The following is a 21,212-nucleotide window of genomic DNA, read 5'->3' as shown; positions in this document are numbered from 1 at the left end:
TGCGGGATGCCTATCCGTACGCCGTCGCACACACGGGCGTCGCAACAACACATTGCGCAGAGGAGTTCGTACGGAATGGCGCCAAGCCGCGCGTCATGCCGCAAACAGGTGCATCGTGTGATGCTCCTGACCTGCATCCCGTCGCGGGAATGGGTGTGCCAGCAGGCGCAACGTCGGCAGAGCGACGGTCGCTTCGACGCGATGGTCAACGGTTGATGGTCGGGTTGCGCGTGGCGAAACTGCGTCACGGCATGACGGAAAACGAAAATGGATGCTTGCCCGGCAGGCCCGTGCTTCAGCATGCTCGTGCGTGCGGACGCGCTCTGGCTATGCTCGCCAGTCAATAGGACAGTCGTACCTTTCGTTGGAATATTTAGTTGGTACTGCGATGTATGCGAACGGGGAAGTCGTAGGGCGCTACAGGTGGAGCAATGTCCGCGCTGCGTGCCTGCAGCTGCCGTCCGTCAGTTCATTTTGACGATCGACCAGTTCGTGCGTCGTGCTGCCACCGCTCCCGCACAGCCGGGACGCGATGACAGGGCACAAATGCGCCAATGCGTCGCTTCCTCCGCTTCGCCGCCGACCAGGCGCGGTGTCGTGTCGCCGTGAATGGAAAGATCGAACTCGAAGTGGGTCGGTGGCAGGATGAAGCCCGTGCCGAGCGCCTTCAGGCAGGCCTCCTTGCGCGCCCAGCTTTCGAAGAAGACGTTCTGCCGTTCCGCGTCCGGTAAGGCGGCGAATTGCGCGCGCTCCCGCGCGGAGAATACTTCGAGCGGCAAGCTCTCTTCGATCGTCCGGAATTGTTCGACGTCGATGCCGACCTCGAAACCGTTCGAGACGGCGAGCGCCGCTGCATTTTCGCTGTGGCTGAGATTGAAGCAGATCCGCCATTCAGCGGGCTGGCTCGCGCAGAACGGTTTGCCATCCGAACCATAGCCAAGCGTGATCGCCGATGGCGCTAACCCGACATAGCGGCCAAGAAGCTGCCTGAGTTCGCCCCGGCCTGCCACATAGCGACGGCGATGCCGTTCGAAGCGGAACCGGTTGGCGCGCTCGCGCTCTTCCTCCGATAGCGTTTCCCAGTGCCGTTCAAAATCGTCGGCGCAGGCATCGAGGTCCCACTCCCAGACATGCACTTCTTGCGTAGAGGGGCGCGTAAGGAGAGAAGAGGGCATGGAAAGTCTGGACTCGACGGGCGCAGGGCTGGTCGATTCTACAGGATCGACATCAGCGGGCTGACATCCCTCATCGGCGATCAGCCACGACATGGTCTGCGCTCCGTTCGTCCGAATTCATCCGCGACCCGCCAGTTTCGATCCATTAAGTAAATATGGATTGCTAATAGATTGGCGAGGTTAGATGGCCTCGACTGCGGCGAACGCAAGGCGGTCCGAGATTGAATCAAAATTGCAACCCGATGTTCTTCGCCGCACTTCACAGCCGGGTACATCCGCTTGACGCGATGTCGCCCGGTTGATGCGCAGGCGCGCAACGTCACGAGGTCGAACAGGATCGCGTGCGATCGTCAGGCCAGTGCTGACGCCGCACGCTATCTCTTCACGGAACCGTTCAAAGCTGTCGATTGCAAACCCGCGCGCCGCGACCTGCAATCGAGTCCGTCCACACCATCGCGCAGCTGCACACTTCAACCTACCGTTTCGGCTTCACGCAGGCGCGGCAACAGACGGTCGAACTCGCGCTTCACGAGGCCGTAGCATTCGCAGGCGCGCGCTTCGAGACCCTTGCGATCGAGCACGCGGATGTGGCCGCGGCTGTGATGGATCAGGCCGTCGTTGTGCAGCTTGCCGGCCGCTTCCGTGATGCCTTCGCGGCGTACGCCGAGCATGTCGGCGATCAGCTGTTGCGTGACGGACAGATCGTCCGATGCGACACGGTCGACTTCGATCAGCAGCCACCGGCAAAGTTGCTTGTTCAACGAGTGATGCCGGTTGCAGGCTGCCGTTTGCGCGACCTGGGTGAGCAGGGCGTGCATGTAGAGCAGCATCAGGCGACGCAGGAAATCCGAGCGTGCGAACTGCTGGCGCAGCGCTTGCGCCGTCATCCGGTACGCGAAGCCCGAGCACTGCACCTGCACGCGGTTCGGCATGGTCTCGCCGCCCGTCAGCACGGGCACGCCCGTCATGCCTTCGCGGCCCACTGCGGCGATTTCGACGGAACCGCCGTCTTCCATCGTCGACAGCATCGAGATGATGGCCGTGGTCGGGAAGTAGACGTGATGGATACGTTGTCCCGAGTCGCACAGCAGTTGCTCCGTGCGCAGATGAACGAGTTCGAGATGAGGGGCAATGGCCTGCCACTCATGGGACGGCAATGCGCCGAGCAAATGATTGCCGTGCAGATCGGATTGAAGCGTCAACATGATCGGTCCTCGCATGAAGCCGTGCCCTGCACGACCCCTTGTTTTTTAACCCGGCGCTGCACGCTTCCCGATGTCTTGCCGCCTGGCTTGCGGCGAGATACGTACAGACCAGCCCCGTCAACCATCCATCGATGCCGTTGTTGTGAATGTCTGCATCGACGTTGGCAAATTCACTGCGCCCACCATCTAGCGAGGACTGTGCCAAACGACTGGAAAATGAGCGCTGGTGCGGCGCAGCGTGACGAGCAACTTCGTCGAATCGCCTAAAACGTATCGTTTTGTTTCAAAACTGCACAATGGCATTTGTCGGCGGATTCGAGAATTCATCTTAAGTTATACAAGCTAACTCACTGATTTTGCATGGGTTGAAAATAGCCTGGCAATGACCTGTTAAGCCCGATCAGGCGTGAAACACGGGCGAAACGCCCACCGAAGAGTGATTCCGCGCTGAACGCGATTTGATTCAGATGTGTTCCATGAATTTAGTGTGCTGCCGCACCGAAAACCGATTTTTGGAGGAGAGCGGGATTTTTGCAGCGCGATTGTGTCGTACGAATTCCAACGGCTCGAGCGCGAGTGTTGGCGCGCTCCGTCATTCTTCAGTTGGATGGGCGGCAGCAAGCCGTTGGGATGCGCAAACGTTTTTGCGGCAGCACATCGCGCCTGTTGCGCTGAGTACCCGTACTTTGTCTTCTCGGTACTGTGCGCCCGCGATATGGGCGAAGCGCGTGAAGCGCTGCGGTCATGCAAATGAACGCGTTGTGATGCAACGCGCTACCCGTAGCGTCACTGGCGAGCGCGTGCCTCAACTCAAATGGGCAACGTTGACGGTATCTTCACGTGACCGGGCTATTTCAACCTGCACGGTCCGCGTCCGGTTTGTCTCATTGATGAGAATCGCCGGGACCGATCAGTCCTGCAACGGCAGCAAACACGCCCGCTAGCGTGTGCCGTCGCGGTCAGCGCGGCGGCTACAACGCGTCGGGCGAGAACGTTCCCACCGAGGCCGTCTGAATGAGCGGCGCGTTCAGGCTGCCGCCGCTTCGCGCGCCCTGCAATTCGGTAACGGCCGCAGCCAGTGACTCGATGCTCGAAAATACGTCGCGCGTGAGCATGCGGTTCGGGATCTCGATGTCGAATTCGTCTTCGATCGATAGCATCAGCTGCACGGTGCCGATTGCCGAGAGGCCGGCTGCATAAAGGTCTGCGTCGTCGGCGAGCATGTCGGGCGGCACGTCGAGCCGTGCCCATTCGGAAAGAATGCGTCGCAGTACCGTTTTCATGAGCGCAGCCCTCAATGGGTGTAGGCCAGCCGCTAGTGGCTCAGGTCCGGCGTATAGGCTTGCGGTTGCCAGAGCCCGTCGATGATCCAGGATGGTCGATCGCGACGGGGGCGCCGGTTGAATCTATTTAACGGATTGCGACGCGCCGGCGTCAGTGCGTTGCCACACGGAAACGCGAGAGTGCAGGCGCGCGGCCGTACAGCAGACAGATTCCCGATGTCGACAAGCAGAAAGGGATGGCGCTGCGCCGTGTCCGGCACACGGGTTACATTGATCTCAAAGCGCGAAGAAAGTGTGTGTACACGTACAGAGAGGGACGCTGAAGATCGGTTCCAATGGCGCTCAGATGTGTTGCATCGAAGCATTGACGCGTGATGGACGTCATGGGTGATTCGGGTGAGCGCGATGCATCATTGCACGGGATGACGAGTCGCTATAGAGAGGAGGATACAGAAGCGCAAATCGGAAAGAAGCTTTGCCATACGCTCGATAAGCGGGCCGGAAGAATCGAATGGACGGAAACGGTGAGAGACGATACGCCCGGGCGATTTGCATGCGGACTGCTAATTGATTCGATCGGTAACAAACGTAACGAATGTAACCGCAAGGGATTATCCGACGTATGAGTACAGTACTTTCAATGCAATTTTTCCCCATTCGCGCAGGCTGGCTGCGATGTACTGCTGACTTCGCTTCACGACGCGTTACACGAAAGAAACAATTGATCGGAGGGAATACCCTGTCGAGTAATTTCCCGACTGGCGTATTCAGATAAAGCGAAGCAACGTAATGTTCGCAAAATAACAAATGACACGAGGGCACGTGATCAACATTCATCGCAGGCGAGAAACGCCGCATCGGGGAGAAGGATGATGGAACAAACCAATAAAGAACGTTCCTTGGTCAGCAAGGTTATGGATGGTCTTGTGACCGGGATCGTCGAAGAGAAGTACGGCGCGGTGTTGCCGCCGCAAGACGTATTGTCGAAGGAATTCGACGTCAGCCGCACGGTGATGCGCGAGGCGCTGTCGATGCTGCTCGCCCGTCACATGCTCGACGTGCGGCCCAAGATCGGCACGCGTATCAGGCCGATGCACGACTGGCGCATGATCGACGAGGACGTCGTGAACTGGCGCTTTCGTGCGAAGCCCGATCCCACGTTCTTGCGCGACGTGATCGAGTTCCGCGTGCTGATCGAACCGCGCGCCGCTGCGCAGGCGGCCACGCGCGGCAACGCCTCGGACATCGCCGCGATCCGCGATGCGTTCGAGGCTTTCCGCAACAGCCCGCCCGGCGAGCCCGGGCATCAGACTGCGGATGAAGCACTGCATACGCGTATCGTGATTGCGAGCGGCAACCAGTTCTTCCAGCAGATGGCGGCCATCATTCGCGGCGCGCTGTCCGCGTTGAAGCCGCTCGTCGATCTGCCGCAGAGCGCATGGGAAGAGACGGTGCGGCTGCATTCGCGGGTGGTCGACGCGATCGAGCGGCACGATGCGAAGGAAGCGGAAACGGCGGCGATCGCGCTGATCGATTTCTCGATGAGCCGCCTGAGCAGTGCCATGCCGGACGCGGCGGCCTGAGGCCGGGCAGGAGAAAGACAGTACCAGCGTGACCAGGCAGCACGCGAGGCCGTGCGAAGGCGAGTCCGACGAAGTGATACGCGACATCGGCGACAATGTCGGCTGTCACTCACTGGACGGACACCCTTTTTGCGACCGATGAATAACGCAGCAACCCACCACCATTCCGGGCATCCCGCGACAGTACGCTGGGGCATCGTTGGCACAGGCCGCATCGCCCATCGTTTCGCGCAAAGCCTCGCGCATGTCCCTGACACGCGACTGACGTCTGTCTGGTCGCGGCGCCGCGCTCCCGCTGAAACGTTTGCGCAGCAACATGGCGCACAGGCGTTCGACAGCTTCGACACACTCCTTCAAAGCGGCATCGACGCGCTCTATATCGCGACGATGCAGGACAGCCATGCGCACTACGCGACGGCCGCGCTCGAGGCCGGTATTCATGTGCTGTGCGAAAAGCCCGCGACGGTCAACGCGGCGCAGCTCGATCGCGTGATCGCCAGCGCGCGCGCGTCGCAACGGCTCTTCATGGAAGCGATGAAGCCGCCGTTCTATCCGCTCTACAGAAAGCTGCGCGCCCATCTGGCGGCCGATCCCATCGGTGCGATCGGCCTTGTGCGGGCCGGTTGCTCGGTGCCGGGCGTGCCGGACGATCATCCGTCGCTGTCGTTCGACCAGGCGGGCGGCGCGCTGCTCGATATCGGCATCTACGAGATGTTTCTCGCCGTCGACTGGCTCGGCGCGCCGCTCGACGTGCAGACGCTCGGACGGCTCGGGCGGACGGGCGTCGACACGTTCGCGAGCCTCAACAGCCGCCACGAGAACGGCATCGCGCAGCTCTTTTGCGGATTGGACCTGTTCGGCAAGGGCGATGCGTTCATCGCGGGCACGCTGGGTCACGTCACGATTCACGAGAACTGGTGGAACCCGGCGCGCGCGACGGTGCGCTACGTGGATGGACGCGTCGTCGAGCTCGATGCGCCGTTCGAAGGCGGCGGCCTGAACTACGAGACCGCGCACTTCTGCGAACTGGTTCGCCGGGGCGAACTCGAAAGTCCCATCATGACGCACGCGAAGTCGCGGCAGATGATCGAGATGGCCGATGCGGCGCGCGCGGCACTGGGTCTCAGGTTTCCATGCGAGTGACGCTGCGGGACGAGTGCGCGCAATGATACGATCGTCACGGCCGGTGCGGGTGTGGGTGCAGGCGGGCGCCGGTGCGTTCGGCCCGGTTCGCGCCTGACCACCAGGCCGGCCGGCTTCATTTTCCTTCCGTAGACATGCTGTTTCGAGGAGCGCGATGATGCGCATGCTGGCCCGGCTGTGGCGCGAGTACAAGAGTCTCGTCGCATTTATCGTTCTGATGGTGCTGTTTCGCAGCGCGATCGCCGACTGGAACGTCGTGCCGAGCGGTTCGATGCTGCCGACCATCCGCGAGGGCGACCGCATTCTCGTCGACAAGATGGCCTACGATCTGCGCGTGCCGCTCACGCACATTGCCATCGCGCATCTGCATGAGCCGCAGCGCGGCGACATCGTAACGATCGATTCATCCGCCGCGCACGAACTGATCGTGAAGCGCCTGATCGGCCTGCCTGGCGACATCGTTGCGATGCGCGACAACGTGCTGTACGTGAACGGCGTGCGGGCGAGCTATCAGCCGCTGGCGCTCGCGCCGCTGCCCGGCGACGCCGCTTCGCCCGGCGACTATCTGACCGAGCGTTTCGCGGGCGTCGCGCATGTCGTGCGGCTCTCGGAAGTCGCGCCTAGCCCGCGCCGCTCGTTCGACCCCGTGACGGTGCCCGCGGGCGAGTATCTGATGCTCGGCGACAATCGCGATGACAGCGCGGATTCGCGCTATTTTGGTTTCTTTCCGCGTGAAGAGCTGATGGGCCGCACGCGCCGCGTCGCGTTTTCGCTCGACCCGGATCACTTCTACGAGCCGCGCTTCGACCGGTTCGGCGCACGGCTCGATGCGCTGGCGGCGCGCTAGCGTTGCTCTACCGATGCACCGCTAGCCGTTCGTCCGCGCGCCGCCGGTTCGTGGCTCAGCCCCGGCGACCGGCAAGCGCTTGCGCGCACTCGGCGACGAGGGCAGGGCCGCGATAGATGAAGCCCGTGTAGAGCTGCACGAGGGATGCGCCCGCATCGAGCTTGGCCTGCGCGTCCGCGCCCGAGAAAATCCCGCCCACGCCGATGATGGGCACCTCGCTGCCGACTTCGACGCGCAGCTTGCGGATCACTTCATTCGATGCATCGAACACAGGACGCCCCGACAGGCCGCCCGCTTCGTCGGCGTGCGGCAGGCCTTGCACGGCAGTGCGCGAGAGCGTCGTGTTGGTCGCGATCACGCCTTCGAACCGGTGACGCAACAGCGTATCGGCGATCGATTTGATCTGCTCGTCGTCGAGATCCGGCGCGATTTTCAGCGCGAGCGGCACGAGCTTGCCGTGCAGGTCGGCCAGACGCTGCTGCTTGTCCTTCAGCGCGGCGAGCAGTGCGTCGAGTTCGTCCGCGCCTTGCAACTGGCGCAGGTTCTTCGTGTTCGGCGACGAGATGTTGACGGTCACGTAGCTCGCGAACGGATAGACGCGCTCGAGGCAATACAGGTAGTCGTCGGCGGCGCGCTCGATCGGCGTGTCGGCGTTCTTGCCGATGTTCAGCCCGAGCGTGCCGCGATAGCGCGCGGCCTGCACGTTCTTCACGAACTGGTCGACGCCCGCGTTGTTGAAACCCATCCGGTTGATCACGGCATTCGCCTGCGGCAGACGGAACATGCGCGGGCGCGGATTGCCCGGCTGCGCGCGCGGCGTCACGGTGCCCACTTCGATGAAACCGAAGCCGAGCGCCGCGAGACCGTCGATGCACGCGCCGTCCTTGTCGAGACCCGCCGCGAGGCCGACCGGGTTCCTGAAGGTCAGTCCCATCACGGTGCGCGGCGAATCGGGCACATGCGGCGCGAGCGCGCCCGCGATGCCGGTGCGTCCGGCCGCGCCAAGCACGCGCAGGGTGAGATGGTGGGCGTCTTCCGCGTCCATGCGGAAGAGTTGGGCGCGTACGAGCGGATAAAGGGAACTGAACACGGCGGGGCGCCTGGCGGCTGAAAATGAGAACCCGCTATTTTAACGGTTCGGCGCGCCGGCTATCGACGTTTCGGTGTTGAAGCCCGTCTGGACAGGCCGCCAGCAGCGAAATCGCGACGCCGCGTGCCATCAGCTGCGTTCGCCGCGCGTGCCGCGCGCGCCCGCTTTCGCGGCTTCGACGGGTGAGAGATCCAGCGCGGTGGGATCGAGCACCTTCCACGTTCCGTCGAACAGCCCTTCGAGGGGCGTGAAATTGGCCTTGTAAGCCATCTTCGGGCTTTCGCGGATCCAGTAGCCGAGATACACGTGCGGCAGCTTCAGACTGCGCGCCTGCTCGATTTGCCAGAGGATGTTGTAGGTGCCGAAACTCGTGTGCGGCAGGTCGGGGTCGAAAAACGTGTACACCGACGACAGCCCGTCGCCGAGGATATCGATCATGCTGACCATGCGCAGCGTGCCGGGCATGTCGGGATGGCCCGCGTAACCGGGATTGGCCGGCTCGCGGAATTCGACGAGGCGGGAATTGATCCGGCTTTGCAACAGGAACTGCTCGTACTGGTCGCGGCTGTCGCGGTCCATGCCGCCGCCCGCGTGGCGCGCCGACTGATAGCGCATGTAGAGCGCGTAGTGCTCTTCGTCGTAGTGCAGCGGTGCGACGGTCGCGATCAGGCTGCCGTGCCGTTTCCACACCCGCCGCTGCGTACGGTTCGGCGTGAAGCGTTCGACGGGCACGCGCACGGGCACGCACGCGCGGCAGCCGTCGCAGTACGGCCGGTACGTGAACACGCCCGAGCGGCGGAAGCCCGCGCGCACGAGTTCGGTATAGACGTCGGAGTTGATCAGATGGCTGGGCGTCGCAACCTGCGAGCGCGCGACGCGCCCTTCCAGATAACTGCAAGGGTAAGGCGCTGTTGCATAGAATTGCAGCGCCGAAAGCGGTGAAAGCGGCAGCTCATTCGGGTGAGTCACGTTAGCAGCTCTCGAAGCGTTTCTGGATTTGCCCAATCCGGCTTGCTGCTCAACGGTAGCTTGCAGCGTGCCCGGCGGACGCGTCCATGGCGATTGTCATCTTTCACGCGGCGTCGGCCCTCGACGACGCTGCGCATCACGCCGCCGGCGCAAAAAGATCGCGCACGACGGTCTTGTCGAACGACCAGGGGATCGGCGCTGCGTCGACGCTTGCGCGCACATGCGCGACGAACGCCTTGCGCGCGATCTCGCGGCCGCCCAGCGACGCCAGATGCGACGTGTTCTGCTGGCAGTCTATCATTTCTATTTCGTGACGTCGCAAGTGGAAGACGAGCGCGGAGAGCGCGATTTTCGATGCATCGGTGACGTCCGCGAACATCGATTCGCCGAAGAACATTTTGCCGAACGACACGCCGTACAACCCGCCGACGCGCTTTCCCTCGTGCCACGTTTCGATGCTGTGCGCCTCGCCCCGGCGGTGCAATGCCGTGTAGGCGTCGATCACGTCCGACGTGATCCACGTGCCGCGCTGGCCGTGACGCGGCGTGAGCGCGCAGGCGCGCATCACGGCGGGGAAGTCGGCGTCGACGCGGATTTCCCAGGCGTCGTCGCGCAACACGCGCTTGAGCGTCTTTTTCAGCGAAGGCGAAATCTTGAATTCGCGCGGGCGCAGGACCATGCGCGGGTCGGGCGTCCACCAGAGCACGGGCTGACCGTCGGAGTACCACGGAAAAATGCCGCGCCGGTACGCGTCGATGAGTCTCGACGGCAGCAGGTCCGCGCTTGCCGCGAGCAGGCCCGGCGCGCCGCTCGCCGCGGATAGCGCGCGTTCGACGGGCGGAAACGGGTCGTCGGGGCCTAGCCAGGGAACCATGCGACAGCTGTCGTTGTGGTCAGCCGTCGCGCAGCGAGCGGAAGATGTCGCCCGTGTGCAGACCGTAGTTGCCCGACGCGCGGTCGGTGAAGAAGAAGCGCAGGGTTTGCGCGACGGTTGGGAACGCGATGTCGTCCCATGGAATTTCATGCTCTTCGAAGAGGCGCACCTCGAGGCTCTCTTCGCCGGCTTCCACGTCGAGATCGAGCAGCCGCGCGAGATAGAACAGATGCACCTGATGCACATGCGGCACGTTCAGCAACGTGTACAGGTTCTGCACTTCGACGCGCGCACCGGCTTCTTCCAGTGTTTCGCGCGACGCCGCCTCCGATGTGGTCTCGCCCATTTCCATGAAGCCTGCGGGCAGGGTCCAGTAGCCGTAGCGCGGTTCGATCGCGCGCCGGCACAGCAGCACCTTGTCGTCCCAGACGGGGACGGTGCCGACCACGTTGCGCGGATTCTGATAGTGCACGGTGCCGCAGCTCGCGCAGACGAAGCGCTCACGGTTGTCGCCGGGCGGAATGCTCAGGCTCACTGCGTGGCCGCAGACGGAACAGAATTTCATAGGAAGGGGATGGGAAACGGTGATGGGAGTGTATCACCGGGGCGGGGGTTCTCGATGACGCCTGCGGCCCCCGCGCGAGCGTGTAGCGACCATGACGATTTCATCCTGAAGCGAGAACAGGCCCGCAAAACAAAAAACCCGCCATTGGCGGGTTTGATGGTGCGACGGTACTTGATGACACCTGGAACATATAACCAGTGACTACTGGTTGCGGGGGTAGGATTTGAACCTACGACCTTCGGGTTATGAGCCCGACGAGCTGCCAGACTGCTCCACCCCGCGTCCGTCGAAGAGAAGATTATAGGGCAACCGCATGCTCAATGCAATCAGTTTTTAAGAATCGACATGAAAGTGTGGAAAGCGACGGTGATCTGGCTTGCCGCGACAAACGTGTCGAACGTGCCTCGAATGCGCGCTGCGACTGTGAGAGCATGGTCATGTAGCGCGCGACACGTGCGCTAGAATCCCCGTTCTTCGGCGCCGTGCGAGACTTGATATCGCGTGCGGCGTCGCATTCATCAATGCTCACTCGACACGCCATGGACATCGCTCACGATTTGCAGTCGATCGCTGCGCAGGAAAATACGCTTGTCTTCCCTCATTTCGATGCCGACACCGCGTGGCAGCTCGGTGCGTATCTGCACGAGGTCGCGAAAGCGCGCGGCCTCGCACTTGCCATCGAGATCCGCACGTTCGGCCAGCCCATGTTCTTCTCGTTGCTGGACGGCGCGACGCCGGACAACGTCAACTGGGCGCGCCGCAAGGGCAACACGGTGGCGCATTTCCGCCGCAGCTCGTATGCCGTCGGTCTGACGCTGCAACAGTCGAACGGGACGCTCGCCGACAAACACAGTCTTCCCGTCGCCGACTATGCATCGCATGGCGGCGCGTTTCCGCTGACCGTGAAGGGCGTGGGCGTCATCGGTTCGGTGACGGTGTCGGGGCTGCCGCAACGCGCGGATCACGAGCTCGTCGTCGAGGCGCTGTGCGCGCACCTCGGCCACGACTACAGCAAGCTCGCGCTTGCAAAGGCCTGACGCATGCGCGTGCCGCCCTATGCATTGCTCGGCATCGCGATCGTCGCCGAAGTGATCGCGACCTCGGCGCTGCGCGCCTCGGAAGGTTTCACGCGGCTCGTACCTGCGCTCGTCGTGCTGCTCGGCTACGGCATTTCGTTTTACTGCCTGTCGCTCACGCTCAAGAGCCTGCCCGTCGGCATCGTGTATGCGATCTGGTCCGGCGTCGGGATCGTGCTGATCACGCTGGTCGCGATCCTGATGTATCGACAGGTGCCGGATCTTGCGGCCGTCGCGGGCTTGAGCCTGATCGTCGCGGGCGTCGTCGTGCTCAACCTGTTTTCGAAGATGCAGGCGCACTGACGCCGCGCGACGTGTGCGCGCGGCGAATCACTTGCAGCGAATCACCATCGAACGGTTCTTCACGCTCGCCGACACCACGTTCGTGACGCTGCCGCCTGCCAGGCCGCCGTCGTCGTTGTCCTTCGACACGATGTCGTAACCCGTCGCGCCGCACGCCTTGCCTGCCAGCACGTAGCACGATGCCCAGCTCGAACTCGCGTCCGCGCCGCTGCAGCTGACGGCGAAGCCGGTTTCGCCGTTAGGCAGGTTGATCAGCTTGGTTTCGTTCGACGACGCGCATGCGCCAAGGCTCGCAATCGCGAGGACGGCAAGCGGCAGCGCCGCAGCACGGATCGCGTGGGAGACAAGAGGATGGCGCGCGCGCCGTTCAATCGACTTCATTGTGTTTCCTTCCAGAAATAAGCTGTGACGCGAGCGCTGCGCACGCGAGCCGCCAGCGTCGTGCGCCCATTGCGGGCGACGCGCCGTCGCTGGCGGCTGCATGGCGCACAGAATGCGGGTCCTTGTGGCTCGGCGGGACGCCTCAGACTTGCGGCCGGAGGCTCAGGCGCCCCGTTTCGGACAGTTCGATGCGGATGCCCGCCTGCCCGACGAGGCGTCGGCTTTCGACGCCTTCTTCCGTCGCCGCGTCCTGCCAGATGTTGATCGCCCGAGGAATGTCGATGCCGTGACTTTCCGCGTAGGCGAACCACGCGTTGGCCGCGTCCGGTTCGGCGATCTCGCGCTCTCGAAGCAAATATTTTCCCATATCGTCGGTTCTCGTCCGGAAATTGCAGGCGGCGCGCCCGTGCATGCGTGTTGCGCAGGCCGCGCAGAACTTATCGCGCGGCGGGCAGACTTACCGTGTATCGCACGTGGCGTGCCGCGTGCTGTCGATTCCATTGCAGCAACTTCGAACGAGAGGCGAACATGGCAGAGCGGGTGAGCGGCCCATATCGTGGCTATTACATCAGCGCATCGGCGCGGCTCGTGCCGCCGCATGAACAGGCGCGGCGCGCGGGCGAGCGGGAAGGGCTGTACGTCGGAGCGGTCAGTCTGTCGGAGCGCGGGCCCGACGATCCGCACCGCATCGAAACGTTGATCGAAATCGGCGACGAGCATCGCTTCGTGTCGGAAGACGAAGCGCTGGTGTTCGTCGAGAAGGCGGGCCGCGCGTATGTCGACCGGCTGCTCGACGGTGAGTGATGCGTGGCACGACGCGCGCCGATCGGGCGCATGCATGAGAACGGACGGCCGCGTCGCCGAAGCGGACCGGCAAACCGCGGCCTACCCCACGCTGGACCGTCGTGTGCCGCTACGAGTACCATTAAGCCCGCTGATTGGGCCAGTCGTCGCCTGCCGGTTCTCGCGCACCGGGGCGGCCACTCGCCTGGAACGCCGGATTTTCCCGATGAGGTCACCATGGAGATTCGTTTTCCCGCGGACGCGCCCGCTTACCGCGACTTCAATCTGACGCTGGTGTTTCCGGCGCTGGTCGACGGTGAAAGGGTGCCGTGCGCCATTTCTGTCGAAGCGCTCGAAGATCATTTCGGCGCCGACGCGAACGACACCGACGCCTGGCGCCGCGCCTTCGACGCGGGCCGCGAGCGTATCGAAGCCGTCGCGCGCGAACATCTGCTGATCAGCAACGGCACGCCCGTTTTGCTCAAGAGCGGCCACTTTCCGCCGGGCAATCTCGCCAGTACCTGAGCAGCGCAAGCCATGACGCGTTTGCGAGGCGGTGTGCGTCACGCCGCCTGCACGCCAGCGTTCTGTTGCAGCGCACGCTGCGCAGCCGCCAGCGACTGCGCAATGCCCGCTTCATACGATGTCTTCCCGACGGAACCCATCAGCTTCGTCAGCGCCGAGTCGTCGAGCACGACGGGGTCTGTCAGCAGGTAATGCATTTCGACCATTTCGCGTAGCAGCGGGTTGAACAGACCCATGATGCGCAGCATCGTCTTGTTCGCCACCATCAGCTTCGGTTCGCGCTGCGCGAGCGCGTAGGCGCGTTGCGCGATTTCGCGCTGCGTGATGGTGCCCGCGCCCGCCAGATGCAGCACGCGGCCGAATGCTGCGGGCGTGCGCGAAAGGCGTTCGACGACCGGCCCCACATCGGGCATGAACACGAATTCATGCGGCACGTCGATCGGGCCGATCATCTGCGCGCGCTTGCCTTGCGCCGCGCCTTCGAATACGCCATGCAGCAAACTGCGTTCGACCCCGGGACCGTAGAAATCCGGCAGGCGCAGCACGAGCGTTTCCAGTCCGCCGTGGCCATGCGCGTCGATCACGAGATTTTCCTGCGCGAGGCGCATCTTGCCTTTGAACGTATGCGGCTCGCGCGGATGCGACTCGGTGACGGGCGTAGTGCGGGCGCGCCCGTACGGATACACGGTGCCTATCAGGATCAGCCGCTGCACGCCCGCCGCGCGCAGTCCGTCGAGCGTCTTTTGCATCAGCACGGGATGCTGTTCGAACTGGTGATACGGCACACCGACGAGATACACGGCCGTCTGCAAGCCTGCCGCTGCGGCGGCGATCGTGGCGGGATCGTCGGGATTCCACGCGACGATTTCCGCCAGAGGATCGTGTCCGAACGACGCCTGCAGCGCCTGCCGCCCGCGTCCGATCACCCGATAGCGCCGGCCCGCCGCGCTGAGCGCGTGGGCGATGATGCGTCCGGCGGCGCCCGCCGCGCCGAACAGTCCAATCTGTGCTGCGTCTTCCATGACATCTCCCGTCAAGGCGAAACTGACCAAAAGAAATTTACTGAACGGTGTTCACTGAACGATGTTCAGTTTAAATTGACTTTTCAGTTTGTCAACCGGAAAATTGGCGTCATGGGAATCGCCGAACGAAAGACACGCCAGAAACTGGAACTGCGCACGCGCATCCTCGACGCCGCGCGGCGCATCGTCATGCGCGAGGGCTTTGCCGCGCTGTCGATGCGCAAGATCGCCGATGCGATCGAATACTCGCCGGCCACGCTGTATCTGCACTTCGAAAGCCGCGATGCGATCGCGCGTGCGCTGTGCGCGGAGGGTTATGCGCAGCTGCTCGCCAGTTTCGAGCCGTTGACCGCCATCGCCGATCCCGCCGAGCGGCTCAAGGCGATCGGCCGGGCGTATGTCGCGTTCGGTGTCGCGCATCCCGAAACGTACCGGCTGATCTTCATGGAAGACCCGTCGTACACGGGCGCGGCGCTCGGCGGCGATGCGGGTGCGGATGAGGGCGACAGCGCGGACCCCACGGACCACGCTGACGACAAGGCGTTTCGCCTGATAATCGAATCGATCGATGCGCTGAAGGCAGACGGCCGTCTGCCCGAGGCGCCCGAGGCGCCCGACAGCCAGGTGTGCGCCGAGGCGTTCTGGGCAACGATGCACGGCATCGTTGCCTTGCATCTGACGTGCCCTGTGTTTCCGCGCGCGCCGCTCGATGCCGTGGTGAACGCAGCGCTCGTGGCATGGTTCGGAGCGGGCAACGCGCAAACAGCGGCACACAAGGACGAAGCGTCAGGCGAGGGCGCAACGCATGCGCAGACGCAGCAGGCCGACAAGCCATCGAAGTCGCACCGTGCCGCGTCAACGAAAGCGAAAAGCGCATAAGGCTTGACGGGTGCATCCACGTCCGCTGGTTTCACTGAAGAAGTCCGGTCCGCGTGCTACCGTTTGCGTCGCATGCTCATTCAACCGCTTTACGCCCACACCATGCCGATACCCGAATCGTCCCGCGCCACCGACGAGTTGATGACGTATGTCGCCAATCGCATTGGCTTCATCGAACTGAACCGGCCGAAGGCGCTCAACGCGCTGTCGCTGGACATGATGCGCGCGATGCATGCGGCGCTCGACCAGTGGCGCGACGATCCCGACGTGCTGGCCGTCGTCGTGCGCAGCACGAGCGAGCGCGCGTTCTGCGCGGGCGGCGATATCCGCTATCTCTATGAGTCGTTTCGCCGTGGCGACGGCGATGCCGTGGACACGTTCTTCATCGACGAATACCGGCTCGACCACGCCATCTTCACGTACACGAAGCCGTATATCGCGTTCATGAACGGCATCGTGATGGGCGGCGGCATGGGTATTTCGCAAGGCGCGCATCGCACGGGCGGTTTGCGCGTCGTGACGTCGACGACGCGCATGGCGATGCCGGAAACGCGCATCGGCCTGTTTCCCGATGTCGGCGCGGGTTGGTTTCTCGCGCGCACGCCGGGCGCGGTCGGCCGCTATCTCGCCGTGACGGGCGAGACGATCGGCCCGGCCGACGCGCTTTACGCAGGCCTCGCCGACGCGTGGCTGCCCGACCAGGCGATTCCCGCGTTGATCGACCGCCTGAAAACGCAGTCATTCGAGCTGGGCGCCGACGTCGTCGCGGCCGTGCTGCACGAAACGCAATCGCACAAGATCGTGCCGACGCCCGACACATCGCCGCTCGCCGACGCGCGCACGTCGATCGACCGGCACTTCGCGTTGCCCGATATCGTGCAGATCATCCAGTCGCTCGATCGCGAAGGCGATTGCAACTACGCCGATTGGGCCGAGCAGACAGGCGCCGTGCTGCGCGAGCGTTCGCCGCTGTCGATGGCCGTTGCGCTGGAAGTGGTGACGCGCGCCGAAGGCACGATGGCCGAATGCCTGCGCCGCGATCTGGACTTGACGCGCTCGTCGTTCGAACGCGGCGATGCGCCGGAGGGCATCCGTGCGCGCATCATCGATAAAGACAACAAGCCGCAGTGGCGCTTTGCGCGTATCGAGGACGTGACGCGCGCGGACGTCGAAAAGATGTTCGACAGCCCGTGGCCCGCGAACGAGCATCCGCTGCGCGACCTGCAGGGCTGAAGCACACAAAAGAACGGGCGGGCGGCCTCAGTCCTCGCGCGTCATGAAGGCGCGCATGAATACGAGCGCGCCCCAGCCCCACATCGCGTTCGACGCGAAGCCGAGCGCGAGGCGCGGCAACATGTTGCCCGTCGGCCAGATGCCGCGCAGGGGATCGACGACGAACACGCCCGCCGCCGTCAGCACGATGCCGCCGAACACGAAGGCCTGAACCCACGGCGCGGGCCGCTCGGGCGATACGCGCAACAGCCACGCCATCAGCACGCCCCACACGGAACTCCAGATCGCGTTGGCGATGAACTCCGGCAGCCCGACGGGCACGAACGGCGCGGTCGAGAACCCTGTCGGGTCGATGAGGCCGGCGGCGTGCAGAAGCGCGAGCGTCGACTCATGAAAGAACAGCGACGCCAGAAAGCCGGACACGAACGGCAGGATGATTTTTTGCATGCTTGACAGCGACAGTCGCCGGGCGTCATTGACTTTGCGCAACGCCCGCGCAGGTTGATCGGAACGAGCGCCATTATATGGGTTGTGCGGCGCGGATCAGGTGCGCTGGCGGACGGTGCGCGTGCGCGGCGTATGCTGCAGCGTCAGGTAAAGCACGAAAGTGGAAAACCTAAGCTCAAAAAAATCGTTCAAAAGAAACAGCGCCGTCCATAGACTGTTTTCCCATGCAGGCGGCGCAGCGTGTATGAAGCACGCATGAAGCGTGTGCGATAAGCACTTGCGGGGCGCGCCGCTTCCCGACACGCAGCGCGCACCTTGGATGCCGCGCGCCGCGTGCGCCGATTACATCGATTCACTTGAGAGAACCCGTCGCGATGTCCCATCCGATGCCCATCCGCGCTTGCCCGGCTGCGCCGTCCGTGGCGCGCGGTCCCGGCCTGCCGGGCAGGCCGCCTCGCTGTCGCCGCTGACGCGATCTTCTTCAACCATCCGTTTCCGATGCGCTGCGCGTTCGCGGCAGGACGTGTCACGCCTTACGCAGGCGCCCGCACGCAACGCATCCCGTCATCCCCAAGACATCAGACGAACAAGGCAGGAACTGCAGATGAATGTTTTCTGGTTCATTCCGACTCACGGCGACAGCCGCTATCTCGGCACCTCGCAAGGCGCCCGTGCAGCCGACTATGACTACTTCCGGCAGATCGCCGTCGCCGCCGACACGCTCGGCTACGAGGGCGTGCTGCTGCCGACGGGCCGCTCGTGCGAAGACGCATGGGTCGTCGCCTCGAGCCTGATTCCCGCCACGAAGCGCCTGAAGTTTCTCGTCGCGATTCGTCCGGGGATCTCGTCGCCGGGGCTGTCGGCGCGCATGGCGTCGACCTTCGACCGCCTGTCGGGCGGACGTCTGCTGATCAACGTCGTGACGGGCGGCGACGCGGCCGAACTCGAAGGCGACGGGCTGTTCGTCGATCACGACACGCGCTACGAAATCACCGACGAGTTTCTGCGTATCTGGCGCGGCCTGCTGTCGAGCGCGCATCAGGGCGAGAGCTTCGATTTCGTCGGCAAGCATCTGACCTCGAAGGGCGGCAAGGTGCTGTATCCGCCCGTGCAGGACCCGCATCCGCCGCTGTGGTTCGGCGGCTCGTCGCCGGCGGCGCATGAGATGGCGGGCGAGCACATCGACACGTATCTGACGTGGGGCGAGCCGCCCGAGGCGGTGGCGAAGAAGATCGCCGACATCCGCGCGCGCGCCGCACAGCACGGCCGCCAGATCAGGTTCGGGATTCGCCTGCATGTGATCGTGCGCGAGACGGAAGACGAAGCGTGGGCAGCCGCCGACAAGCTCATTAGCAAGCTCGACGACGAAACGGTCGCACGCGCGCAGGCGTCGTTCTCGAAGATGGATTCCGAAGGCCAGCGGCGCATGGCCGCGCTGCACGGCGGCAAGCGCGGCACGCGCGAGGACCTGGAGGTGTATCCGAACCTGTGGGCGGGCGTCGGGCTCGTGCGCGGCGGCGCGGGCACGGCGCTCGTCGGCAGTCCGGAGCAGGTTGCGGCGCGCATGCAGGAATACGCGGACCTCGGCATCGAGACGTTCATTCTGTCCGGCTATCCGCACCTCGAGGAATCGTACCGCTTCGCAGAACTCGTGTTCCCGCTGCTGCCGGGGCGGCAGCGCTCGAGCGTGAGCGGGAACCTTCCGCTGTCGGGGCCGTTCGGCGAAATCGTCGGCAACAACTATGCGCCGAAGGCGTCGCAAAGCTGATTCGTTGTCCAGAGGCGATGCTCAACGACGCATCGTTCAGCAAAGGAGTGCTCGTTTATGTCGACTGTTTCCGGCAACCGTGCTGCGAGTGTCAGTTTCGCGCGCCTGAATCTCGGGCCGCTCGCACTTAGAGTCGCGCCGTGGATCGTGCCGCTCGTCATTCTGCTCGCGTGGGAAATCGCCGCGCGCAGCGGCGTGCTGTCCACGCGCGTGCTGCCCGAGCCGCTCGCCGTCGTGAAGGCGGCGTGGTCGCTGATCCAATCGGGTGAAATGTGGGCGGACGTGAAGGTCAGCACGTGGCGCGCGGTGTCGGGGTTCGCGATCGGCGGCGGCATTGGTTTCGTGCTCGGGCTCGCGACGGGACTGTTCCGGCCCGTCGATATCGCGCTCGACACGACCGTGCAGATGATCCGCAACATCCCCGCGCTCGCGATGATTCCGCTCGTGATCCTCTGGTTCGGTATCGAGGAAGAGGCGAAGGTGTTTCTGGTGTCGCTGGGCGTGTTCTTTCCGATCTACGTGAACACGTATCACGGCATCCGTTCCGTCGACGCCAATCTGATCGAAATGGCGCGCAGCTACGGCGTGAAGGGTTTTGCGCTGTATCGCGACGTGATCCTGCCGGGCGCGTTGCCGTCGATCCTCGTCGGCGTGCGTTTCGCGTTCGGACTGATGTGGGTCACGCTGATCGTTGCGGAGACGATCTCCGCGCAATCGGGCATCGGCTACATGACGATGAACGCTCGCGAGTTTCTGCAAACGGATGTGGTGGTGGTCGGGATTCTGCTGTACGCGGCGCTCGGCAAGCTCGCCGACATGCTCGCGAAAGGGCTCGAGCGCGTGTCCCTGCGCTGGCATCCTGCCTATCAACGAGGAACGAAAGCATGAGTGCAAGCACCTTGTCCGCATCGTTTGGCGGCATTGCGGGCGCGGATCTCGAAGCCGAACTGCGGCAACTGGGCACGCATGAGCTTGCGTCGACGCAAGCTCCCGCGCTGCGCGAGATCGCGCGTGAAAAGCAGGATATTTCGGTCGAGTTGCGCGGCGTCGGCAAGCGCTACGGCGAGCGCGCGGTGCTCGCGGATTTCGATCTGTCGATCGAGCGCGGCAGCTTCGTGTCGATCGTCGGGCGCAGCGGCTGCGGAAAATCGACGCTGCTGCGGCTGATCGCGGGTCTCGAAGCGCCGACCTCGGGCACGCTCGACAAGCACGCCGACGGCTCGCAGCCCTTCGACACGCGGATCATGTTTCAGGACGCGCGTCTGCTGCCGTGGAAGACCGTGCTGCAGAACGTGATGCTGGGCCTTGGGCGCGCATCGCGGGACAAAGCGCGCGCGGTGCTCGACGAAGTCGGCCTGCTCGAACGCGCCAACGACTGGCCCGCGCAGTTGTCGGGCGGCCAGCGGCAGCGCGTCGCGCTGGCGCGCGCGCTCGTGCATCGGCCGCAATTGCTGTTGCTCGACGAGCCGCTCGGCGCGCTCGACGCGTTGACGCGCATCGAAATGCACGCGCTGATCGAGCGCCTGTGGCGCGAGCACCGTTTCACCGCGCTGCTCGTCACGCACGACGTGCAGGAAGCCGTTGCGCTCGCCGATCGCATTTTGCTGATCGAGGAGGGCAGGATCGCGCTCGATCAGCCCGTGCCGCTCGCGCGGCCGCGCGAACGGGCGACAGCGGCGTTCGCGCAGATCGAGGAGCGCGTGTTGCAGCGTGTGATGAAGACACGCGCAACCGGCGAACCCGCGCCTCAGGAAGGCCGCACCGTGCATGCACGCGATATCCGCTGGGCAGTTTGAACGCTGGCTGGATACTTTTTCATCGACCCACCGGAGCTATCCGATATGAGCATTTCCGCGATTAACGTACGCAACCAGTTCAAAGGCAAAGTGAAGGAAATCATCCGCGGACCCGTCGTGTCCGAAGTCGACGTCGATACGCCGTTCGGCATCGTCACGTCGGTCATCACGACGCGCTCGATCGACGAACTCGAACTGAAGGTCGGCGCGGAAGTGGTCGCGCTCGTCAAGTCGACGGAGGTCTCGATTGCGCGCCTGTAACGCG

At 63.8% G+C, this 21,212-nt stretch carries 23 protein-coding genes, 1 tRNA gene and 1 pseudogene; 13 read left to right on the top strand and 12 right to left on the bottom strand.

The window, feature by feature from the left end; all coding sequences use genetic code 11:
* Positions 1–464: 464 nt before the first annotated feature.
* From C2L66_RS09120 to C2L66_RS09110, 3 genes and pseudogenes are all read right to left on the bottom strand, one after another.
* Positions 465–1,268, bottom strand: coding sequence for a 4'-phosphopantetheinyl transferase family protein (locus C2L66_RS09120; protein WP_233444894.1), 804 nt, complete (start codon positions 1,266–1,268; stop codon positions 465–467).
* Between the two features lie 377 nt (positions 1,269–1,645).
* A complete protein-coding gene (locus C2L66_RS09115) occupies positions 1,646–2,380 on the bottom strand; it encodes a Crp/Fnr family transcriptional regulator (RefSeq protein WP_036004799.1) in 735 nt (244 codons plus the stop codon).
* A gap of 1,040 nt (positions 2,381–3,420) precedes the next feature.
* A pseudogene (locus tag C2L66_RS09110) lies at positions 3,421–3,663 on the bottom strand (acyl carrier protein); the annotation flags it as partial.
* An 872-nt stretch (positions 3,664–4,535) separates the two neighbouring features.
* Here C2L66_RS09110 and C2L66_RS09105 point away from each other — a divergent pair.
* The 3 genes from C2L66_RS09105 to lepB all read left to right on the top strand — a co-directional run bounded on the left by C2L66_RS09105 (position 4,536) and on the right by lepB (position 7,236).
* Positions 4,536–5,246: a FadR/GntR family transcriptional regulator gene (locus C2L66_RS09105; RefSeq protein ID WP_036004805.1), complete on the top strand. Its 711-nt coding sequence runs from the start codon at positions 4,536–4,538 to the stop codon at positions 5,244–5,246.
* Between the two features lie 138 nt (positions 5,247–5,384).
* A complete protein-coding gene (locus C2L66_RS09100) occupies positions 5,385–6,389 on the top strand; it encodes a Gfo/Idh/MocA family protein (RefSeq protein WP_060600486.1) in 1,005 nt (334 codons plus the stop codon).
* 157 nt (positions 6,390–6,546) lie between these two features.
* A complete protein-coding gene (gene lepB, locus C2L66_RS09095; protein WP_060602638.1) occupies positions 6,547–7,236 on the top strand; it encodes a signal peptidase I in 690 nt (229 codons plus the stop codon).
* A 55-nt stretch (positions 7,237–7,291) separates the two neighbouring features.
* Here lepB and C2L66_RS09090 read toward each other — a convergent pair whose 3' ends face one another.
* The 5 genes from C2L66_RS09090 to C2L66_RS09070 all read right to left on the bottom strand — a co-directional run bounded on the left by C2L66_RS09090 (position 7,292) and on the right by C2L66_RS09070 (position 11,016).
* Positions 7,292–8,326 carry a quinone-dependent dihydroorotate dehydrogenase gene (locus C2L66_RS09090; protein ID WP_060600488.1) on the bottom strand — a complete coding sequence of 345 codons (1,035 nt, stop codon included), beginning with the start codon at positions 8,324–8,326 and terminating at the stop codon, positions 7,292–7,294.
* Positions 8,327–8,455: 129 nt separating this feature from the next.
* Positions 8,456–9,295: an arginyltransferase gene (locus tag C2L66_RS09085; protein WP_060600490.1), complete on the bottom strand. Its 840-nt coding sequence runs from the start codon at positions 9,293–9,295 to the stop codon at positions 8,456–8,458.
* A gap of 136 nt (positions 9,296–9,431) precedes the next feature.
* On the bottom strand, positions 9,432–10,169 hold the full coding sequence (gene aat / locus C2L66_RS09080; protein ID WP_054930335.1) for a leucyl/phenylalanyl-tRNA--protein transferase: 738 nt from the start codon (positions 10,167–10,169) through the stop codon (positions 9,432–9,434).
* A 19-nt stretch (positions 10,170–10,188) separates the two neighbouring features.
* Entirely contained in the window at positions 10,189–10,734 is a 546-nt protein-coding gene (locus C2L66_RS09075; RefSeq protein ID WP_007588050.1) for an NUDIX hydrolase, read from the bottom strand.
* A gap of 205 nt (positions 10,735–10,939) precedes the next feature.
* A tRNA-Met gene (locus tag C2L66_RS09070) sits at positions 10,940–11,016 on the bottom strand.
* Between the two features lie 257 nt (positions 11,017–11,273).
* Here C2L66_RS09070 and C2L66_RS09065 point away from each other — a divergent pair.
* Together C2L66_RS09065 and C2L66_RS09060 are read left to right on the top strand one after the other, a co-directional pair.
* Positions 11,274–11,771 carry a heme-degrading domain-containing protein gene (locus tag C2L66_RS09065; protein WP_054930336.1) on the top strand — a complete coding sequence of 166 codons (498 nt, stop codon included), beginning with the start codon at positions 11,274–11,276 and terminating at the stop codon, positions 11,769–11,771.
* A gap of 3 nt (positions 11,772–11,774) precedes the next feature.
* Positions 11,775–12,113, top strand: coding sequence for a DMT family transporter (locus C2L66_RS09060; RefSeq protein ID WP_060600492.1), 339 nt, complete (start codon positions 11,775–11,777; stop codon positions 12,111–12,113).
* Between the two features lie 27 nt (positions 12,114–12,140).
* Here the strand turns inward: C2L66_RS09060 and C2L66_RS09055 are convergent, their stop codons facing one another.
* Positions 12,141–12,494, bottom strand: coding sequence for a hypothetical protein (locus C2L66_RS09055; protein WP_054930361.1), 354 nt, complete (start codon positions 12,492–12,494; stop codon positions 12,141–12,143).
* A 142-nt stretch (positions 12,495–12,636) separates the two neighbouring features.
* Positions 12,637–12,861, bottom strand: a complete 225-nt coding sequence (locus C2L66_RS09050) for a hypothetical protein (RefSeq protein WP_060600494.1) — start codon at positions 12,859–12,861, stop codon at positions 12,637–12,639.
* A 161-nt stretch (positions 12,862–13,022) separates the two neighbouring features.
* Here C2L66_RS09050 and C2L66_RS09045 point away from each other — a divergent pair, with 161 nt between their 5' ends.
* Both C2L66_RS09045 and C2L66_RS09040 read left to right on the top strand, forming a co-directional pair.
* On the top strand, positions 13,023–13,298 hold the full coding sequence (locus C2L66_RS09045; RefSeq protein WP_060600496.1) for a hypothetical protein: 276 nt from the start codon (positions 13,023–13,025) through the stop codon (positions 13,296–13,298).
* Positions 13,299–13,514: 216 nt separating this feature from the next.
* Entirely contained in the window at positions 13,515–13,802 is a 288-nt protein-coding gene (locus C2L66_RS09040; RefSeq protein WP_007588040.1) for a DUF1488 family protein, read from the top strand.
* 38 nt (positions 13,803–13,840) lie between these two features.
* On the opposite strand, the gene C2L66_RS09035 is transcribed toward C2L66_RS09040, so the two are convergent.
* Complete coding sequence (locus C2L66_RS09035) at positions 13,841–14,824, bottom strand: NAD-dependent epimerase/dehydratase family protein (RefSeq protein ID WP_060600498.1); 984 nt, start codon at positions 14,822–14,824, stop codon at positions 13,841–13,843.
* 111 nt (positions 14,825–14,935) lie between these two features.
* Here C2L66_RS09035 and C2L66_RS09030 point away from each other — a divergent pair, with 111 nt between their 5' ends.
* Both C2L66_RS09030 and C2L66_RS09025 read left to right on the top strand, forming a co-directional pair.
* Positions 14,936–15,703, top strand: a complete 768-nt coding sequence (locus C2L66_RS09030) for a TetR/AcrR family transcriptional regulator (protein ID WP_060600499.1) — start codon at positions 14,936–14,938, stop codon at positions 15,701–15,703.
* 102 nt (positions 15,704–15,805) lie between these two features.
* Positions 15,806–16,936 (top strand): enoyl-CoA hydratase/isomerase family protein, encoded by a 1,131-nt coding sequence (locus tag C2L66_RS09025; RefSeq protein ID WP_060600501.1) that lies wholly within the window; start codon positions 15,806–15,808, stop codon positions 16,934–16,936.
* A 27-nt stretch (positions 16,937–16,963) separates the two neighbouring features.
* Here the strand turns inward: C2L66_RS09025 and C2L66_RS09020 are convergent, their stop codons facing one another.
* On the bottom strand, positions 16,964–17,383 hold the full coding sequence (locus C2L66_RS09020) for a hypothetical protein (RefSeq protein WP_054930342.1): 420 nt from the start codon (positions 17,381–17,383) through the stop codon (positions 16,964–16,966).
* 604 nt (positions 17,384–17,987) lie between these two features.
* Between C2L66_RS09020 and ssuD the strand changes: the two genes are divergently transcribed.
* The 4 genes from ssuD to C2L66_RS08995 are packed head-to-tail and all read left to right on the top strand — an operon-like array spanning position 17,988 to position 21,208.
* Positions 17,988–19,151, top strand: a complete 1,164-nt coding sequence (gene ssuD, locus C2L66_RS09010) for an FMNH2-dependent alkanesulfonate monooxygenase (RefSeq protein WP_054930343.1) — start codon at positions 17,988–17,990, stop codon at positions 19,149–19,151.
* Between the two features lie 57 nt (positions 19,152–19,208).
* The gene (ssuC, locus tag C2L66_RS09005) at positions 19,209–20,039 is read left to right on the top strand and encodes an aliphatic sulfonate ABC transporter permease SsuC (RefSeq protein ID WP_054930344.1); all 831 of its coding nucleotides are present in this window, start codon (positions 19,209–19,211) and stop codon (positions 20,037–20,039) included.
* On the top strand, positions 20,036–20,947 hold the full coding sequence (locus C2L66_RS09000; RefSeq protein WP_082433781.1) for an ATP-binding cassette domain-containing protein: 912 nt from the start codon (positions 20,036–20,038) through the stop codon (positions 20,945–20,947). Before ssuC ends, C2L66_RS09000 begins: the two co-directional genes overlap by 4 nt.
* Before the next feature lie 45 nt (positions 20,948–20,992).
* Positions 20,993–21,208, top strand: a complete 216-nt coding sequence (locus C2L66_RS08995; RefSeq protein WP_012401038.1) for a TOBE domain-containing protein — start codon at positions 20,993–20,995, stop codon at positions 21,206–21,208.
* Positions 21,209–21,212 lie beyond the last annotated feature (4 nt).

This window comes from Paraburkholderia caribensis (assembly GCF_002902945.1).
Classification (GTDB): Bacteria; Pseudomonadota; Gammaproteobacteria; order Burkholderiales; family Burkholderiaceae; genus Paraburkholderia; species Paraburkholderia caribensis.
This window is presented reverse-complemented; position numbering and strand designations above follow the sequence as displayed.

Excerpts from the sequence above, each read along its gene's own strand:
- C2L66_RS09120 (WP_233444894.1), bottom strand. The coding sequence starts at position 1,268 with ATGTCGTGGCTGATCGCCGATGAGGGATGTCAGCCCGCTGATGTCGAT.
- C2L66_RS09115 (WP_036004799.1), bottom strand. The coding sequence starts at position 2,380 with ATGTTGACGCTTCAATCCGATCTGCACGGCAATCATTTGCTCGGCGCA.
- C2L66_RS09105 (WP_036004805.1), top strand. The coding sequence starts at position 4,536 with ATGGAACAAACCAATAAAGAACGTTCCTTGGTCAGCAAGGTTATGGAT.
- C2L66_RS09100 (WP_060600486.1), top strand. The coding sequence starts at position 5,385 with ATGAATAACGCAGCAACCCACCACCATTCCGGGCATCCCGCGACAGTA.
- lepB (WP_060602638.1), top strand. The coding sequence starts at position 6,547 with ATGCGCATGCTGGCCCGGCTGTGGCGCGAGTACAAGAGTCTCGTCGCA.
- aat (WP_054930335.1), bottom strand. The coding sequence starts at position 10,169 with ATGGTTCCCTGGCTAGGCCCCGACGACCCGTTTCCGCCCGTCGAACGC.
- C2L66_RS09075 (WP_007588050.1), bottom strand. The coding sequence starts at position 10,734 with ATGAAATTCTGTTCCGTCTGCGGCCACGCAGTGAGCCTGAGCATTCCG.
- C2L66_RS09065 (WP_054930336.1), top strand. The coding sequence starts at position 11,274 with ATGGACATCGCTCACGATTTGCAGTCGATCGCTGCGCAGGAAAATACG.
- C2L66_RS09060 (WP_060600492.1), top strand. The coding sequence starts at position 11,775 with ATGCGCGTGCCGCCCTATGCATTGCTCGGCATCGCGATCGTCGCCGAA.
- C2L66_RS09055 (WP_054930361.1), bottom strand. The coding sequence starts at position 12,494 with ATGAAGTCGATTGAACGGCGCGCGCGCCATCCTCTTGTCTCCCACGCG.
- C2L66_RS09050 (WP_060600494.1), bottom strand. The coding sequence starts at position 12,861 with ATGGGAAAATATTTGCTTCGAGAGCGCGAGATCGCCGAACCGGACGCG.
- C2L66_RS09045 (WP_060600496.1), top strand. The coding sequence starts at position 13,023 with ATGGCAGAGCGGGTGAGCGGCCCATATCGTGGCTATTACATCAGCGCA.
- C2L66_RS09040 (WP_007588040.1), top strand. The coding sequence starts at position 13,515 with ATGGAGATTCGTTTTCCCGCGGACGCGCCCGCTTACCGCGACTTCAAT.
- C2L66_RS09035 (WP_060600498.1), bottom strand. The coding sequence starts at position 14,824 with ATGGAAGACGCAGCACAGATTGGACTGTTCGGCGCGGCGGGCGCCGCC.
- C2L66_RS09030 (WP_060600499.1), top strand. The coding sequence starts at position 14,936 with ATGGGAATCGCCGAACGAAAGACACGCCAGAAACTGGAACTGCGCACG.
- C2L66_RS09025 (WP_060600501.1), top strand. The coding sequence starts at position 15,806 with ATGCCGATACCCGAATCGTCCCGCGCCACCGACGAGTTGATGACGTAT.
- C2L66_RS09020 (WP_054930342.1), bottom strand. The coding sequence starts at position 17,383 with ATGCAAAAAATCATCCTGCCGTTCGTGTCCGGCTTTCTGGCGTCGCTG.
- ssuD (WP_054930343.1), top strand. The coding sequence starts at position 17,988 with ATGAATGTTTTCTGGTTCATTCCGACTCACGGCGACAGCCGCTATCTC.
- ssuC (WP_054930344.1), top strand. The coding sequence starts at position 19,209 with ATGTCGACTGTTTCCGGCAACCGTGCTGCGAGTGTCAGTTTCGCGCGC.
- C2L66_RS09000 (WP_082433781.1), top strand. The coding sequence starts at position 20,036 with ATGAGTGCAAGCACCTTGTCCGCATCGTTTGGCGGCATTGCGGGCGCG.
- C2L66_RS08995 (WP_012401038.1), top strand. The coding sequence starts at position 20,993 with ATGAGCATTTCCGCGATTAACGTACGCAACCAGTTCAAAGGCAAAGTG.